Consider the following 15,906-nt stretch of genomic DNA (forward strand, 5'->3'; position numbering starts at 1 on the left):
GCTTCGGTGACAGGCTTTTTCTTTGCCTAAAAGGTAAGTTTTATAAAGGCGTTCGGCGTCCTTTCGATAGAGAACGTATTCACCTGCTCAATGGCATCCTGCTCATTATTGAGTCGGTAATATTGATTAATGATATTTTTACGATTAAAAATGTTCATTACGGAAACCCCGAACTGGAATTTCGTTTTTTCGGTAATGTTAAAAGCATACGATGCTGAGAAATTTACCTGGAAAAAGTTGGCAATGTTATCAGAATTGGGGTAATTATAGATAATTCCCGGAGTATTATCAGCAATATTCGCTACCGTTTTGCTTAGCGGTGGGGTCACAGGCTTTCCGGTATACCATTTGGAACCAAGGGCGATCTTGACTCGGTGCCACTCGTATATCGCAGCGCTGTTTACGGTATGCTGTATCTCGAAGCTGCTCGGGAACCTGCCGGGGTCAATATCCCCAAACCTGTAGTTGTTCTCGTTCCAGGTATAGCTTAGCCACGCATAAAAATTGTTGAATTGCTTTTGCACCAGGAACTCAGTCCCCACAACGGTATAGCTTCCGCTGGCCTGTACCAGTTCCAACTGGTCCTGGAACGCCTGCCCTAAAGTAGTGATGCCATTTACCCTTTTGTAAAAATTCTCCAACGACACCAGCCATCCTTTATCTTTAAAAGTTACGCCGACCGATGCCTGCCGGCTGCGCTGTACGGGGATATCTTTGTCATCGGCCAGTATCCATCGGCGCTTTTCGATACCCAGGAAATCACCCTGTAATTCTACCACCTGCGATGCGGTCTGGCTTTTTTGTTCGGCAAGGAATTCGATCTGCCAAAGCACATTTGGAGTATAGCATACCTGAAGCCGTGGCTCGGCATAAAGCATGGCGAACTGCTCGATGTAGTTCCCGCGGAAGCCTGCCCTGGCGTATACTTTCCTGTCTTCCGTATCAAATTCCATTTCACCTATCAGCGCATGTGTCCTGAGTACTTCCTTCACGCTGCGGCTGTACTGCGGCTCGTTTACCTTATCACTGTTCTTAATGCCTATTTCATTATACTGATAGCCGCTCTTAAGGTTAAATGCCGGGCTGAACCTATAGGAATCGCTTATCCGGAAACCGGCATCGAGTATAACATTCTCCTGCTCTGTCACCTGGTTAAATTCTATTGAGGCATTTTTACCGTCAACATCATAATAGGAACCATACATGCCAAGTTCACTGCTGTGGTTGTCGCTCCACTTCCTGCGCCATGCGGCAGTGGCTCCCAGGGTAAGCTGGTTGAGATTGCTCACCTCGGTAACAACGTTGGTCGCAGTGATGGTACCCTGAGCAAAATCCAGTTGGTTGGTTATGCCCAGCACATCGACATATATATCATCTTTCTCGCCTATTTTATGGTGGTATTGCCCGGTAAAGTCGTAGAAAAAGAATTCCTTGTCACTTTTGTAATTTACATCTATGCTGTTATCAAGCTGTGTTACGATCGTGTTTTGGAAGATCCTTTTGGAATACTTTGAATAGGTAGGGAAGTCCAGCACATCGGTGAAGGACCGTCTTGCCGAAATTTCAAAATTGGTATTGTCGTTAGATTTTACCTTTGTATAGAAGTCGATGCCGATCATGTTGGCACCCAGGCTTGTGGCATTGTTGCCAATGTCTGTCGGGCGGGAGGAAATGTCTACGGCACTTGAAACGCTTTCGCCATAAAAAGCTGATGTACCGTTTTTGGAGATCTTTATCTGGTGGGCGAGGTTGGGGCTAAGGGCCGAAATGAGCCCGAAGAAATGACCTGTCTGGAAAAGGCGTATGCCATTCCAGGTAAAAAGGTTCTGGTCATGTGTGCCGCCCCTTACATTGATATTGGACACGGTCTCATCGATACTGTTGATGCCGGGCAGCTGCTGCATGGCCTGCAATACATCAGGTTCTATCAGTCCGGGAAGGATACCGAACTTGTCAGGGCGAATGTTGAAGCTGCCGTCCTTTTTTTTCGAGATACCCGATGTAAGGTAACGTTCTGCTATTACCTCTTCCAGTTCGTTGATCTCAAGGCCCAGAATGATCTGCCGGCAGTCGTCATTATCCGAGACGTCCTTAGGTTGGAGCGTCTGCTGCTGAAAGCCTATCTGGCCTACTGTTATGTTCTCGGTGATCGGTTTTGGAAGTTCAAAATAGCCATCGGACCCCGTAACGATCTTTTTGCCATAGCCGTATTGTATGACGGCATTGTCGATCGGCTGTCCAAATTCGTCGGTAACAAAGGCACATATCCTCTTTGTGTCAGTCTTTGTGCCTTTGTATATGATGATGTAATTTCCGGTTTCCTTGTAAAGGAGGTTGGTCCGGTTGGATATGTAGATCAATTTTGCCTTCAACGGTAAGGTTGCAGGGGGCGGGAAAATGCTGTGCCCAAAAATGTCTTCCTCGGTATAATTGAATTTTACATTATGCTGAAGAGCGATGGCTTCCAGTATTTTCTTAAGCTCAACACTGTTCTTTTCGACCTGGCCAAATACATTGGCGCCGAAAAAAAAAAGGCAGCTACACAGCAAAAAATGCCGGATGTTTAACCTCATTCAGTCCTCCTTACCTTAGTATGATCCTATTGCCTGCTTTTTCGGCTTTCAGGCCATATAGGGTTTCGATTATTTCGAGGGCGGTTTTCATGTCGTTCATAGGCATTGTACCCGTGTAGGCTTTTCCGCCGTTCGGCAGTGATGCCTTCAGTTCTATCTCTACCCTGTACTGGCGCTCCATTTCATTGATAACATTTTGAAGCTGTTCGGCCGCAAATGTGGTCTCATAAGTGATCCATCCCGGCTCCGCATTTTCATCGGCAGGCAGTTGTGTCATTTTCCCTTTTATAAAAGCAACGCTTTTTCCCGGTGTAAGCAGTACCGACTCATCCCCGTCGGCCACCTTGACCTTGCCTTCAAAGCAGGTTACATCAAAGCGGTCACCGCGTGCTTTTACATTAAATTGCGTACCCACAACAGTTACGGTACCCATATCGGTGACCACGTCAAATTTTTCGCCTTTGGCTACTTTAAAATATGCCTCGCCGTCAAGCTCTATCTTCCTGTTGCCGTCCCAGTTCCATGACCTGTACTCTGCTTCTGAGCCGGAGTTCAGTACTACTTCAGAGTTGTCCGGAAGCAGGAAATCCCGCCTTTCGCCAAGGCCTGCCACTTCGGTAGTGGTTTTTGTAGTATATAAAAAGAAAGTACCGCCAAGCAGGATAACAAGCACTGCGGCTATTCTTGGCAGCCATGGGTTCAGCTGGCGCACTTTAATTTCCTGCGGACTGTTCTTTTTGCTGCTTATCGATCGGTACATGGCATCCATGTCGGCCTCAGGCGCGGTAAGCTGCGCTGAGTATTCACGTATCCTTTTGTATGTCGCAAATTCGGGAGATGCTTCAAAAGCCTTCTGCTCCTGAGCATCCATTTCATCGTTTAGCCATTTGGCTAATGTCACATCATCTTTCATTGTATCCCTGTTTATTACTACTATAACAGCTGATAGTCAAAATCCCCTACCTTATGTTATCAATATCTTTCCTTAATTGCTGTAGCGCACCATGTATCCTTTTCTCTACTGCCTTTACGCTAATGCCCAGGATATCGGCGATCTCGTGGTATTTCTTCCCATCTATCCGGTGTAGCAGGAATGCGCTGCGCTGCGCTTCCGAGAGGCCGCCAATGGCGTTTTGCAGCTTTACCTTAAACTGCTCTTCTTCCATTATGAACTCGGGGCTTTGCGTGTCGTAAACCGATGCCGGGGCCTTTTTGGAATAATCAAGCACCACTTTTTGGTGGGCTATGTGATTAAGTGAAGTGTTGTTCGCAACGGTATAAAGAAATGATTTTGCCTTTTCGGGTGGTACATTGGCACAGTTTTCCCAAAGTTTTATAAAGGCTTCCTGGGTCACGTCTTCTGCCTGCTCTTCATTGCCGAATTTATAGAAAAGATAATTACGTAGCGTTTTTGCATGGCTTTTAAAAAAACCGGAAAAAGTAAGCTCTTCGCAAATGCCTGTCATAGGGTCCTTTTTCATTAGGCTGGTTAATGGCTGTTAAATTACAAAAACTAAACAAGCATAACCCCGAATTCCCTAAAAAATATTTCAGTATAATTTTAGTATCAGGCTATATTCAAAATATCCACCTGCAGATCAGGTATCACAGTGTTTTCTGTAACTTGCTATCATTCAGTCGTGAAAATGATATGCTTTTTGCAAAATAATTGTTAAAGAAATTTACGGACCGTATTGCATTCGCCAAATATTGGATGTAACTTAGTTGTGTACAAACAATTATCACTAAAACTTACTACTATGGAAAGATCCAAAATTTTTATTGCGGCTGTTTTTGCAGGTCTGGCATTTTCATGCTCGGACGAAGACAGCAAAACTACAAATACTGCTACCGTACAGGAAGTATTCGACACTATGAGCGTGGGCAAATGGAAGGTAATAAATTTTGTCGACGGCGGCAATGACCACACTGCAGATTACGCAGGGTTCATATTCCGTTTTAACAAGAATACCAGTGCTATCTCTGCTGTGAATGGCGGCACTACGTACACAGGCATGTGGAGCGTGACCAGCGAAGATGATGGCGATGCGACCAGTGATGTGGACTTCAATATTAATTTCACCGAGCCTGATGATTTTATGGAATTATCGGATGATTGGGATGTAGTTGAACTTGGCGTTAACATGGTAAAGCTCAAAGATGTAGGCGACGAGAGTGATGGGACAGATTACCTGACTTTCGAGAAGGATCTGCAATAACAGGAACTAATATAAAAGTAAAACCGTGGGTTATACCTGCGGTTTTTTTATCATTTAAAATTCCTCAAAAAATCTTCCTTATACGTTGGTGATATTTCCACCTCTGCACCGTCCTCCAGGGTGATGTAGCCGCCTTTGTTGTACTTTTTAATGAAATCGAGGTTCACGATGTGCGATTTGTGCACGCGCAAAAAGGGCAGGGGTAGCATGTCGCCAAAATGCTTCAGGAAGCGGCAGGCCATTTTTTTGGTGCCGTTGGTCAGGTAAAGGTCGGTAAAGTTGCCGTTGCCCTTAAGGCGTACGATCTCTTCCATTTTTACCACCTCAAATCCATCCATGGTGGGCAGGATCACTTGTTGCTTCTCCGGTTTCGGCTCACGGAAGTTCTCCACAATCACCTTGTTGCGGTTAAACAGCTCTTTGTTCATTACTTCCTGCTGCACCTTGTTCACCGCTACGATAAGCTCCTCAATGCTAATGGGTTTTAGAAGGTAATAGGCGGCACTGCGATTGAGCGCCTTTAGCGAATATTCCGAAAAGGCGGTAACGAATATAGTTTCAAATTTAAGGTCACCACAGGCCTCAAGCACATCGAAAGCATTGCCAAAAGGCATTTCCACATCAAGGAATACCAGTTGCGGCTCCAGTTCATGCAGGATCGCTACTGCTTCGCGGCTGTTTTGCGCCTCGCCTACGATCTCCACCTGCGGGCAGTATTTGGTCAGGTACGTTCGAAGCGCCTCCCTTGCCCCAATTTCGTCTTCTACTATTACGCTTCTTATCTTCGTTATCATGGCTTATTTATTATCGGGAACGTGACTTTTACTATGGTGCCGTTCTCGGGCGCAGTTTTTTCGGTCACGGTAAAATCTATGTTCTTTTTGTACAATTCATTGATCAGCGTCATGCGCTCGCGGGTGTTGGTCAGCCCACGCGACTGGTGTGCCTTTTGGTTATGGGTCTTCAGCTCCTGACTTTTGGTCGGGCCAATGCCGTCGTCGTCAACGGTCACCAGCATGTTTTTGCCGTCGGGCTTAAAGCTCAGCTTCAGGAAGCCCTTACCATCTTTGTAGCGCAGGCCATGCCAAATGGCGTTCTCCAAATGCGGCTGAAGCATCATGTTGGGCACCCACAGGCTTTCGCGGTCCAGCTCATCATCTACAATTATCTCAAAATCGAATTTGTCCTTAAACCGAAGGTGCTCCAGCTCGAGGTACTGTGTAAGGTTCTCGATCTCGTTGCCCAAAGTTACAAAATCCTTATTGGAATTTTCCATGGTATTACGCATCAGGCCCGAGTAGGAGGTAAGGTACTTGTTGGCCTGCAACTCATTATTTTGCGCAATGAACTGGTTTACACTGTTCAGGCTGTTGAACAGGAAGTGAGGGTTCATTTCGCGCCTTAATGATTGCAGGGCTATTTCCTTGTTCTTGTTTTTGATGGCATACAGCGCTTTTACTATGGAAACCATCATTAAGATAAGCACGGCAAGGAATCCCAACAGCAGGTAGTTGAAAGTGTTCTTTTTATTAATGAGTTCATCCTTAAGCGTCTTTTCGCTTTCCAGCCGGCGGATGCGCTCTTCGGTAACTCGAAAGGTCTTGGCATCGGTAAGGCTATGGTCAGATAATATAATGCGGTCGAGGTTTTTCAGGAATTCTTCATATACCGCTAAGCCCGACTTGTCGTCTCCTGTATTCTTATAAAATTCTGCAAGTTGCAGCAGGCTTTCTTTTGCTTCAAAAGTTTTACCTGCGGCTGCGGCAAGTTTGTATGAGTCGTCCAGTGACTTTGCCACATTTTCCGGATCCTCCATCAGGAAATATATGGTGGCAAGGTAGCGTAGTTGTATGATCTCTGTATCCAGGTCTTTCAGCGTCCGGGAAAGGTCAAGGAGGTCGTTCATTACTGTTATCGCCTCGCTGTACTGCTTTGCGGCCACGTGCAGCTTCGCCATTTCCGTATATACCTTTATCGCTTTCTGCGGAGGCTCTACGGCATAAGGCAGTGCGAGGCTGTAGTGCTCCAGAGCGCTCACGGTGTCGTTCTGCTTCAGGTTGAGCAGCGCCTGTTGGATGTAGGTATCAGCTACTTCGCCTTTTTTTCCTGTTTTTTTTAGCAGGGCGATGTTTGCATCCAGGTATTTGTTCCCGGCTTCGGGATCGCCTTCGTTCTCCAGGCGGGCAAGATCATTGGCGTTAATCTGCTTTAATGCCTTATCTGTACTTTCCTCTGATGCGGCTTTGTAACTGCGTGTGGCGGCCTTGATCTTGTTTTGCGCCTCCTGGGCCTTTGCAATGTTCCGCAGTATGCGGGGGCGCCTTTTAAGGTCTTTCGCGTTGGTATAGATCTCAAGAGCTTTGTAGAGATTTTCTTCGGCTTTGGCAAATTCCCCTTTGTCAGTAAGCTCCTTGGCCAAAAGCTCATAATTGCCTGCGATCTTATAATCGTCATTCTCAATGAGCGATCTCTCGAGGTCGGTCGTAGCCTTTTTTATCTCTGCAGGGGCATCATCCTTGTCCTGTACAGGCGCCTGTGCCCAAAGGTAAAATGGGGCTAAAAGCATAAGGTACAGCAGTATCAGGGTGTTATATCTGCGCATCATCATAGTATTATTAGTGTAAAGTAAATCAATTTTACATGCTTTTCCTATCGCTTTTACCAAGTGGGAAGCCCGTTTCACCCGTTCTGCAAAAAAGTGCCGCATGATCGCCATACATTTGTCCTATCAAAATTGATCTACTAATCTATAATTTTAAACATTATGAAAAAGCTTATCGTACTTAGCGCTGTATTTGCTTCACTAACTCTAGCAAGCTGCGGCGAGAAAAAAACTGAAACTGAAACTACAACTGTAGATTCTACAACTGTTGCAACTCCTGCTGAAGCTCCAGCTCCTAGCGAAGATTCTACAACTGTTGTTAAAGAAACTACTACTGAAGTTAAGACTGACTCAGTTAAGCACTAATTCTTAGCTGAAATAAGATAATAAGCCGCCTGAAAGCAATTTCAGGCGGTTTTTTATTGCACTAATTTCGAGGCAGGCTCAATTGAAAGAACTGTAATTGACTTAGGCATCATGTATCCCGGCACCTGTCCGGATAGCCATTGCATGAATTCATCCTTATCCAGATAGCTCCCATCAGCCAATACTATGTCAATATGTATACGGGCAATCCCATCAGTTAAAATACCCATTGCCTTCGCCCATTGGATAGATGTGTGCCGGAGCAGGATATCTTCAAGTTCTGCAGGATATACATTTTCACCACCTATAACCATCATGTCGTCGATCCGCCCTTTATAAAAATAATACCCGTCGGCATTTTGCACAACAATGTCCCCGGTGGCAACATAACTGCCATTCCGGTCGTCCGATGACCACGCACACTTAATAAGCAGCTGTCCTTTATCATCTGTTTTAGCATTGACACCCCGTATCATTTTGCCAATGGTGCCGGGATATTTACAAATGTCGTCATCAGTAGCAATGGTACACACGCCTGTTTCAGATGTGCCGTAGAGGTTATAGACCTTAGCGTTGGAAGCTTGCCGTAATTGCTCAACCGTATTTGGAAGCAGCACATCGCCGCCCGATATCACGGTTTTCAGATGGCCTAATTTCAGGTCGCCGCTGCCCAGCACTTTCTGCAGCATCCGTGGCACAATGATCCAGCGATCCGGCTTTTCCTCATTGAGGATTTGCTGGGTTTTTTCAGCATCGAATTTTTTGGTCAATCGTACTGACTTCCCCAGAAAGACCGAAAGCAGCAGTGCCGCCATCCCATAACCGTGAAAGATCGGCACGGACAGGAATACCGTATCAGCATCCTTCAAACGCAGCTTATCAATGATCTCCACAAGCGGATCAATGAACCTTATCGCTGAGACCTTTCTTTTTTCTGATCTTGGCATTCCGGTCGACCCGCCCGTAAGTATGGTAATGCTTCCTTTTTTAAATTTCGTAATGGACCTTGGAGGGTGAGCGATACCTTCGATAGTTTGCTGGTGATCGAAAAAAGAGATGTTCAATCCGGCCAGCTCATCGGCAAGGCCTGTATCGCCCATGATAACATCTATCCTGTTAGCAGGTATAAGTGTGCTAAAATACGCCGCTTTTTGGTTGGGGTTAAGCAGGAATATATCGGCTCCAAGCCCCGAAACCGCAAACAATGATCGTACCAATGCCGTTGAATTTGTCCCCGCAATAGCGACCCTGCTCCCGGAACTAATGCCATATTTTTGATGCAGAAGGTGTGCAAGTTGCAGCGATCGCACGTACAATTCTGCATAAGATATTTTCTCAGCATCATCCTTTACAAAGGCATCCGAATGCTTCACGGCATCCAGCAGCGCCAACAGAGTAAAGCCATACTTACGCACTGAAACCGCTGTACGCAGTATCCGTCCCGGTCCCAACGTGATTAGCTTATTTATCATACTGCCTGCTAATACGGTAAAACGAATATTTTTTCCATAAAGCTGCCCCAAAGAAACCTGCTGCCTGTGCAACTACCGCCCACCATGGCTTGCTGCTGTTACTACGGGAGCATATTAACCGGGCAACCCGGATCGCGGCCTGTCCAGGCTGCAACGCCGGATAGTTTTTATAGTTTTCATTGGGCGCGATCATCCTTGTACGCACCAATGGCAGGTAAATGCTTTTAGCCTGTATGCCCATCGCTTTCCATTCGGCCCAATTACTGCGGGACCATTGATCAAATGCGGTTTTAGATGCCTGATAGGCGGCCCATTTAGGGGCCGGTGGGAGCAGCACATTCATTGCCGATACATTAATGATCTGTCCGTTGGCTGCTCTAAGCTGAGGGGTAATGGCCAAAAGAAGCCTTACCGGGGCAAGATAGTTAAGCGAGTTGGTTCGGGTAAAGTCGTGGTACCTGTCCAGGAAATCTTCTAATGAACGGTTTATGGATTTCCCTGCGTTAGATATGAAGATGTCAATGCTGTCAAGTTTTTTCAGATCTTCAATAACCCTTTCCACTTCACTTTCAAGGTAGAGGTCGGCAGCAATTACCGTGCATTTTGAGCCATTGTTGCTTATGGTTTCGGCAAGAGCATGTAGTTTGTTCTCTGTCCTTGCGATCACTATCAGGTGTACGTGATGTTTTGAAAATAAAAGTGCCAGTTCTTCCCCAATGCCATAGCTTGCTCCGGTTATGGCAATGGTTTTGCCCGAAATGGTTTTGCGCAGCCGTTCGTGGCTGATGTCGGCATTTGGAAATAAAAAGTGTTCGGCTATTGTTCTCAATGCGGGTTTCCTGAAAGATAAATATACTGTTTTAGGCAGAAATACTAAAACGATGAAAACGAAAAGGTATTTTGTTTAAATTGCTCAAAAATAGGCAGCATGAACCCAATTCTCGATTATTATAATGCCTTGGCAAAAGACTACGATGCCGACCGGTTCGGGAATTCCTACGGGCAGTTCATTGATAAGCAGGAGCGGCAAGTGCTTGACAAGTTGCTGAAGGATGCTAACGGTACTATAGTCGACCTTGCCTGTGGCAGTGGCCGCCTGCTTGATCATGCTACTTTTGGGGTCGATGGGAGCAGTGAGATGGTGTATATCGCAAAAAGCAAATTTCCTAATAAAGAGGTCTTTTTATCAGATGCCGGAACATTGCCGTTCGCCGATGCTTCGATCGATACCATCATTTCCTTCCATTTTTTCATGCACCTGGATGAGGCAACGATAGCCAATATCCTTACCGAATGCCACCGCGTGATCAGCCCGGGCGGGCGTATAATTTTTGACATCCCATCAATAAAGCGCCGCAGGCTTCTTAATTATAAAAGCAATAACTGGCATGGCGCGACTGGTTTTTCGTTTAATAAGATCAATGAAATTACCAGAGGCAAGTTTAAAGTACGATCGGCCTTCGGGCTGATGTTCTTTCCTATACACCGCTTCCCGAAAGGGCTGCGCCGGTTTTTGGGTAAAGCCGACGCAGTTATTGCCAATTCTTTCCTGAAAGAATACAGTTCCTACCTTGTTGTTGAATGTGTTAAACTATGAGAAAGGCCAAGATCAGCATAAAGATAGTGTTGCGCCTCCTGAAAGACATGGGTAACGGTACCTATTTCAGGTTTGCCGGGAAGGCAAAAACACAAGCAGTCTTAGGCTATTCGCTTGGAATTACCCAGCAGATAATGCCTTCGCCGACCTTTGAAAATAAAGTGTATAACCTAAAACTGGCCTCGCAAAGGATAAGCGAATATGTTATCCATCCTGGTCAGGTATTCTCTTTCTGGCACATAATAGGCAACCCGGATAAGGGATTTAAAAAAGGCCGTAGCATTATCAACGGGCAACTGTGCGAGGAGATGGGCGGCGGACTGTGCCAGGTATCGGGAATTATTTATCACGCGGCATTGCTGGGCGGCCTCGAGATACTTGAACGCCACAACCACTCCATGGACATCTATAACGATGAGACACGATTTACGCCTTTAGGTACGGATGCCACAGTGGTATATGGCTATAAAGATCTAAGGCTTCGGAATAACTTGTGCTTTCCTGTGCAATTCAGTTTGGTTGTCATGGGCAACAGTATCAGCGTAGTGTTGCGATCCGAAGTAAAGATTAGGGAGAAGGCTTTAGTTTTTGAAATGGAGGATTCAGGGAATGAAATCGTTGTGACGGTTACGGATGAGAAAGGCAACCTGTTGAACACATCGGAATATAAAACGCCTTAATTATAAACGCCCTGAATTATCAGGGCGTTTTTTAAAGTATCAGATCAACAATCCACTAACAAACCATGCGTAATGTGGTCGATCAGTTTCAGGTTGGCAACCTTGAATTCCAATATGGCATATTCCTGAAAGGTATCTTCCATAGGCTCAATTTCAGATACGCTGAAGTCTTTAATTACCTTATCAGCGAAGAATTTAAACTTGGTTTCGTTGTTCAGGATGGTTATTTTATCACCATTTCCTGCATTTAAAGTGCCTTTCAGCAGGGCCAGGCATTCTTTGTAAAAAAGATGTGAGGTTTCGTCGAGGCTGTCGAACAGCGACTCCGCCTGCTCGCGGGTAAGCCCACCGTCGAAGGACATGACCTGGTGGTCGTGCATCGACAGCTTTCGGTAGGTATCTACCAACAGGAACAGGCAAAATGCCTTATTGTCGGCAACGCTTTCAATGCCGCCTTCATATAGGCCGTACAGATTACAGGTTACATAATTGTCATAGCCATTGTTCAGTATAACGTCTCCAAATCGTGCGGATGGTATCATGATCGATCGTTTATTGTATAGTTATTGTCCCAATAATCACTCCAGCGGAATACAAGGAAATTCTTTTTCTTTGCCTCCCCCATCACTTCATCAAAGGTATAGCCGGGTGCAAAGCCGTAGTGTGGCTGTACAGAGTAGGTATCCTCCTTACCTTCATTCAGCATCTCGAAGAGCATAGGGAATGCAAAGGTATCCGATCTCGCCACATGATCTAACCAAATAGTCTTTAGTGCCGCAAACCCAACATCGCAATCTTCATCAGTAATGGGGTCTTCATCAGGGAACTTCATAGCCACTTTTTTCAGGGATATGTCGTAAATATAAAATGGGCTGTCATATACTGCTTTAGATATGTTCAGGTCCAGTTTGCCGAATGTCGCTTCAAACTCCTGCAGGGTGAACACTATGGCACCCGGCCTGTCAGCACTGAATTTATCATTTCTGTTGGCGCAAAACACATCGGCAAAGGAATCATTGTTATAGCATAGCACCATGCCATTGGTGGCATAAGTAGCGGCTTTTGAGAACGTTTCCTGCAGTATGTTCCTTTTTTCAAAGGGTTCGCTGGCCTCAATGGTCAGTTTCCTGTCGAATTCATCAACTTTTAAAAGGGGCGATGAAGTTTCCTTTTCGATCATGTGCATTACTTCATTCAACTCGGCTTTGCTCCCAAAGTAAAGCGACCCTTTGTAGTGTACTGTGTCAGGCATATTGATCTTGGTTATTGGGTGCGGTAAAGATATAAGATCTTGTGAAAGTAAGAAGATACTTGTGGGAATGTATCTTACGTATCTGTTTTAATTGTTATCCCAAAAATCACTCCATCGCAGTACCATAAAATTACATTCCCGTGCTTCTTCAATGGCCTGCTCAAGCGTATATCCGGGTACAAAACCTTCTGTTCCCTGTACGGCGTGGGTGTCGGGCCTGCTTCCTTCGTAAAGCTTGAAGACAATAGGGAATACCGGGGTTGCCGAAATGGCCACATACTCTTTCCATATCTTTCTTAGGATGGCGAACCCGGTATCAAAGTCCTCACCGCTGATGGGGATCTCGTCCTCAAAGCTGGGGCCGATATCTTCCAGCGAAATTTCATAAAAGTAGAACGGGCTGTCATATACCACCTGAGATATCTCCATGTCAAGCTTGCCGAAGGTTTCTTCAAATTCACGAAGCGTGAACAGGATGATGCATGGCCTGTCGAGGCTAAACTCATTGATCCTGCCGGCGCAAAACACATCTGCGAACGCATTGTTATGGTAGCACAGCACCATGCCACTGGCGGCATAGGAGGCAGCTGTCGAGAAAACGCCCTGCAGGGCTTCCCTTTTTTCAAATGGCTCTGTTACCTCAATAGTGATCTTTTTAACGGATCCATCGACTTTTAAAAGTGCTTGTGGGGCTTCCGTTCCTATCAGGCGCTTTACGGCGTCCAGTTCAGCTAAGCTTACGAAATAGAACTCCCCTTTGTAGTGTACTGTGGCGGTCATTAGTGTTTGATCTTTATTGGCTGGGATAAATATACGGTGATCTACAAAAGATCTCTTGGGCTACGGATAAAAAAAAGGCCCCGCGAACGGGGCCCTTACCAAACCAACCAATCTACCAACTTAAAGATCAAAAAGATCACCTAAAAAGGAATCCTTTTTCTTTTTCCTGTATCCGTTACTGGCTTCAAATGAGTAACCTCTGCCGCCATCATGTGAGACCGGGGTACCATTGTGCGAGTGAGGTGCATTAGCGGCACGCTCTATTATTTTGTCAAGTTCGCCACGGTCAAGCCATACGCCACGGCACTCAGGGCAGTAGTCTATTTCAACTGTATTGCGTTCGCTCATTATCAGGTTTATATTACAGCTTGGACATTTCATATAAATACATTTTACAGGTTATTAATTGGGCATGTGATCTTCGCAGGCTTACATTACCGAAGCGGGCTGCTCCACCTTAAGTATCTTTATTTCGTTAACACCCGATGGGAACTCCCATGATATGCTGTCGCCTTTTGCGTAGCCGAACAGGGCCAACCCCATGGGGGCAAGTACGGAAAGCTTGTTTTCGGCGATATTGCTGTTCTCAGGCAATACGAGGCTGAACACTATATTCTTGTTCATAGGTGTCCTGATGGTCACGACGGAGTTGAGCCGGACCACGTCAGCGGGCATCTCCGGGTCGCTTACCGTTCTTGCGAACATCATCTCTTCCGAAAGCTTTTGTACGGAACCCAGGTAAATATGGTCGTTACTATGCCCTGATTCCCTTATAAGCCTTTTCATTAAAGCGAATTCTTTCGTCTCTATTACTAATTTTTCGTATTTCATCTCATTATCATTTATGGGAAAATACCCCTTTGCTCATACGCCATCTCGATGCGCTTGATCGCGATTATATATGCCGCTGTACGCCAGTCAACGCCTTTATCTTCAGCGGTAAGCCTAACGTTTTCGAACGCTTCCCTGATCTTCTTCTCAATTTTTACCATTACCTCATCCAGCGACCATATTTCGCCATTGCGGTTTTGGAGCCATTCAAAATAGCTGCCTATCACTCCGCCCGAGTTACACAGGATGTCCGGAATTATGGTCACGCCATTTTCCAAAAGTATCTTTTCGCCCTCGCTGTCGGTTGGGCCGTTGGCGCCTTCGGCAATTACTTTTGCCTTAATGGCTGCCGCGTTCCCGGTGGTGATCTGGTTGCCAAGCGCTGCGGGGATAATAAAGTCGCAATCCAGGCTAAAGAAGTTTTCAGGATCCATTTCCTCTGCCCCGTCAAAGCCCTTAATGGAATTTAAGCGTGGCTTGGAATGATCCAGCAGGTCTTCAACGCTGATCCCGTTCTCATTGATCAGTGTAGCGTGGGCATCTTGAACAGCATAGAACACAGCCCCTTCATTTACGAGGAAATGCGCGGCCCAATAGCCTACATTGCCAAACCCCTGCACAATGAAGCGTTTTCCTGAAAGTTCTTCCCCACGGTGCTGATAGAACATTTTCAGCGACAGGTACACTCCGAACCCTGTAGCGCGGTCCCTTCCGGCCAACCCGCCTGTGCCGAGTGGTTTCCCTGTCACCACGTGCTTGTTATTAGAGCGTTCCAGCGGCGATTTGGTCGACATGTAAGTGTCCGCGATCCAGGCCATAGTCTGCTCATTGGTGTTCACGTCTGGGGCAGGTATGTCCAGCTCAGGCCCAATGTTATCTCCCAGGGCATAGGTGAACCTTCTGGTAATGCGCTCCAGCTCGTCTACGGAATAGTTCCGGGGATTAAGCTGTATGCCGCCTTTTGCCCCTCCGTACGGAAGCCCGGCAAGTGATGTTTTCCACGTCATCCACATGGCCAGCGCCTTTGCGTCATTTATGTCCAGTGACGGATGGAACCTCAGGCCGCCTTTGTAGGGGCCAAGGATATTGTTGTGCTGTACGCGGTACCCTTTAAAGACCTCGACTTCGCCATTATCCATTTTCACGGGGAAATACACAATGATCTCGCTGTTGGTCAGGGCAAGTATCTTTCTTATATTCGGGTTCAGGTCAATAGCTTCAGCCGTCCGGCTCAGCTGCTCAAGCACGTTATCATACATGCTTTTCTTTATTTGCACATCGGCAATGGTCGCTGTATCATTCATAGTGTTCACAATTTAATTTTATGTTCTCAACCCATACACATTCCGGCCTGTTGGCACAGGTAAGGCACAGGCCGCTTTCTGCTCCCGGCTCCCTAAAGCCGAGCAAGTGCAGTACATCATCTTTTAAGCTCATGATCATTTTGTTTGCTGCCTGATAAACCAAGTGCGTGCCATAAAATAGAAATTCAATATATATCATTGATAATAAACGATATAGAGTTAGTGTTTGC

18 protein-coding genes are annotated in these 15,906 nt (G+C 46.0%); 4 read left to right on the forward strand and 14 right to left on the reverse strand.

Annotation, left to right across the window (positions count from 1 at the left end; all coding sequences use genetic code 11):
• Window positions 1–26: 26 nt before the first annotated feature.
• From ACT6R0_RS09285 to ACT6R0_RS09295, 3 genes are read right to left on the reverse strand one after another with little or no spacing between them, the layout of a single operon-like run.
• Window positions 27–2,573: a TonB-dependent receptor gene (locus tag ACT6R0_RS09285; RefSeq protein ID WP_444652519.1), complete on the reverse strand. Its 2,547-nt coding sequence runs from the start codon at window positions 2,571–2,573 to the stop codon at window positions 27–29.
• Window positions 2,574–2,583: 10 nt separating this feature from the next.
• Window positions 2,584–3,486 carry a FecR family protein gene (locus ACT6R0_RS09290; protein WP_444652518.1) on the reverse strand — a complete coding sequence of 301 codons (903 nt, stop codon included), beginning with the start codon at window positions 3,484–3,486 and terminating at the stop codon, window positions 2,584–2,586.
• Window positions 3,487–3,532: 46 nt separating this feature from the next.
• The gene (locus tag ACT6R0_RS09295) at window positions 3,533–4,054 is read right to left on the reverse strand and encodes an RNA polymerase sigma factor (protein ID WP_444652517.1); all 522 of its coding nucleotides are present in this window, start codon (window positions 4,052–4,054) and stop codon (window positions 3,533–3,535) included.
• A 279-nt stretch (window positions 4,055–4,333) separates the two neighbouring features.
• Between ACT6R0_RS09295 and ACT6R0_RS09300 the strand changes: the two genes are divergently transcribed.
• Window positions 4,334–4,792, forward strand: coding sequence for a hypothetical protein (locus ACT6R0_RS09300; RefSeq protein WP_444652516.1), 459 nt, complete (start codon window positions 4,334–4,336; stop codon window positions 4,790–4,792).
• A 50-nt stretch (window positions 4,793–4,842) separates the two neighbouring features.
• On the opposite strand, the gene ACT6R0_RS09305 is transcribed toward ACT6R0_RS09300, so the two are convergent.
• Both ACT6R0_RS09305 and ACT6R0_RS09310 read right to left on the reverse strand, forming a co-directional pair.
• Window positions 4,843–5,586 (reverse strand): LytR/AlgR family response regulator transcription factor, encoded by a 744-nt coding sequence (locus ACT6R0_RS09305; protein WP_444652515.1) that lies wholly within the window; start codon window positions 5,584–5,586, stop codon window positions 4,843–4,845.
• Window positions 5,583–7,400 (reverse strand): tetratricopeptide repeat-containing sensor histidine kinase, encoded by a 1,818-nt coding sequence (locus ACT6R0_RS09310; protein WP_444652514.1) that lies wholly within the window; start codon window positions 7,398–7,400, stop codon window positions 5,583–5,585. The genes ACT6R0_RS09305 and ACT6R0_RS09310 overlap by 4 nt, the downstream gene beginning before the upstream one ends.
• A gap of 156 nt (window positions 7,401–7,556) precedes the next feature.
• On the opposite strand from ACT6R0_RS09310, the gene ACT6R0_RS09315 reads away from it, so the two are divergent.
• Window positions 7,557–7,760 carry a hypothetical protein gene (locus tag ACT6R0_RS09315; protein WP_444652513.1) on the forward strand — a complete coding sequence of 68 codons (204 nt, stop codon included), beginning with the start codon at window positions 7,557–7,559 and terminating at the stop codon, window positions 7,758–7,760.
• A gap of 53 nt (window positions 7,761–7,813) precedes the next feature.
• Here the strand turns inward: ACT6R0_RS09315 and ACT6R0_RS09320 are convergent, their stop codons facing one another.
• Window positions 7,814–9,232, reverse strand: coding sequence for a class I adenylate-forming enzyme family protein (locus ACT6R0_RS09320; RefSeq protein ID WP_444652512.1), 1,419 nt, complete (start codon window positions 9,230–9,232; stop codon window positions 7,814–7,816).
• On the reverse strand, window positions 9,222–10,061 hold the full coding sequence (locus tag ACT6R0_RS09325; RefSeq protein ID WP_444652511.1) for an SDR family NAD(P)-dependent oxidoreductase: 840 nt from the start codon (window positions 10,059–10,061) through the stop codon (window positions 9,222–9,224). Before ACT6R0_RS09325 ends, ACT6R0_RS09320 begins: the two co-directional genes overlap by 11 nt.
• A gap of 99 nt (window positions 10,062–10,160) precedes the next feature.
• Between ACT6R0_RS09325 and ACT6R0_RS09330 the strand changes: the two genes are divergently transcribed.
• Together ACT6R0_RS09330 and ACT6R0_RS09335 are read left to right on the forward strand one after the other, a co-directional pair.
• Window positions 10,161–10,829: a methyltransferase domain-containing protein gene (locus ACT6R0_RS09330; RefSeq protein ID WP_444652510.1), complete on the forward strand. Its 669-nt coding sequence runs from the start codon at window positions 10,161–10,163 to the stop codon at window positions 10,827–10,829.
• Window positions 10,826–11,509: a VanW family protein gene (locus ACT6R0_RS09335; RefSeq protein ID WP_444652509.1), complete on the forward strand. Its 684-nt coding sequence runs from the start codon at window positions 10,826–10,828 to the stop codon at window positions 11,507–11,509. Before ACT6R0_RS09330 ends, ACT6R0_RS09335 begins: the two co-directional genes overlap by 4 nt.
• 44 nt (window positions 11,510–11,553) lie before the next feature.
• On the opposite strand, the gene ACT6R0_RS09340 is transcribed toward ACT6R0_RS09335, so the two are convergent.
• From ACT6R0_RS09340 to ACT6R0_RS09370, 7 genes are all read right to left on the reverse strand, one after another.
• Complete coding sequence (locus ACT6R0_RS09340; RefSeq protein WP_444652508.1) at window positions 11,554–12,051, reverse strand: hypothetical protein; 498 nt, start codon at window positions 12,049–12,051, stop codon at window positions 11,554–11,556.
• Window positions 12,048–12,761, reverse strand: coding sequence for a hypothetical protein (locus ACT6R0_RS09345; protein ID WP_444652507.1), 714 nt, complete (start codon window positions 12,759–12,761; stop codon window positions 12,048–12,050). Before ACT6R0_RS09345 ends, ACT6R0_RS09340 begins: the two co-directional genes overlap by 4 nt.
• Before the next feature lie 87 nt (window positions 12,762–12,848).
• Window positions 12,849–13,541 carry a hypothetical protein gene (locus tag ACT6R0_RS09350; RefSeq protein WP_444652506.1) on the reverse strand — a complete coding sequence of 231 codons (693 nt, stop codon included), beginning with the start codon at window positions 13,539–13,541 and terminating at the stop codon, window positions 12,849–12,851.
• Between the two features lie 120 nt (window positions 13,542–13,661).
• Window positions 13,662–13,922, reverse strand: coding sequence for a TFIIB-type zinc ribbon-containing protein (locus ACT6R0_RS09355; RefSeq protein WP_444652505.1), 261 nt, complete (start codon window positions 13,920–13,922; stop codon window positions 13,662–13,664).
• A 48-nt stretch (window positions 13,923–13,970) separates the two neighbouring features.
• A complete protein-coding gene (locus tag ACT6R0_RS09360) occupies window positions 13,971–14,372 on the reverse strand; it encodes a GreA/GreB family elongation factor (RefSeq protein WP_444652504.1) in 402 nt (133 codons plus the stop codon).
• A gap of 11 nt (window positions 14,373–14,383) precedes the next feature.
• Window positions 14,384–15,676, reverse strand: coding sequence for a Glu/Leu/Phe/Val family dehydrogenase (locus ACT6R0_RS09365; RefSeq protein ID WP_444652503.1), 1,293 nt, complete (start codon window positions 15,674–15,676; stop codon window positions 14,384–14,386).
• Window positions 15,669–15,809 (reverse strand): hypothetical protein, encoded by a 141-nt coding sequence (locus ACT6R0_RS09370; RefSeq protein WP_444652502.1) that lies wholly within the window; start codon window positions 15,807–15,809, stop codon window positions 15,669–15,671. Before ACT6R0_RS09370 ends, ACT6R0_RS09365 begins: the two co-directional genes overlap by 8 nt.
• Window positions 15,810–15,906 lie beyond the last annotated feature (97 nt).

Source organism: Flavobacterium sp. (genome assembly GCF_052437795.1).
Lineage (GTDB): Bacteria > Bacteroidota > Bacteroidia > Flavobacteriales > Flavobacteriaceae > Flavobacterium.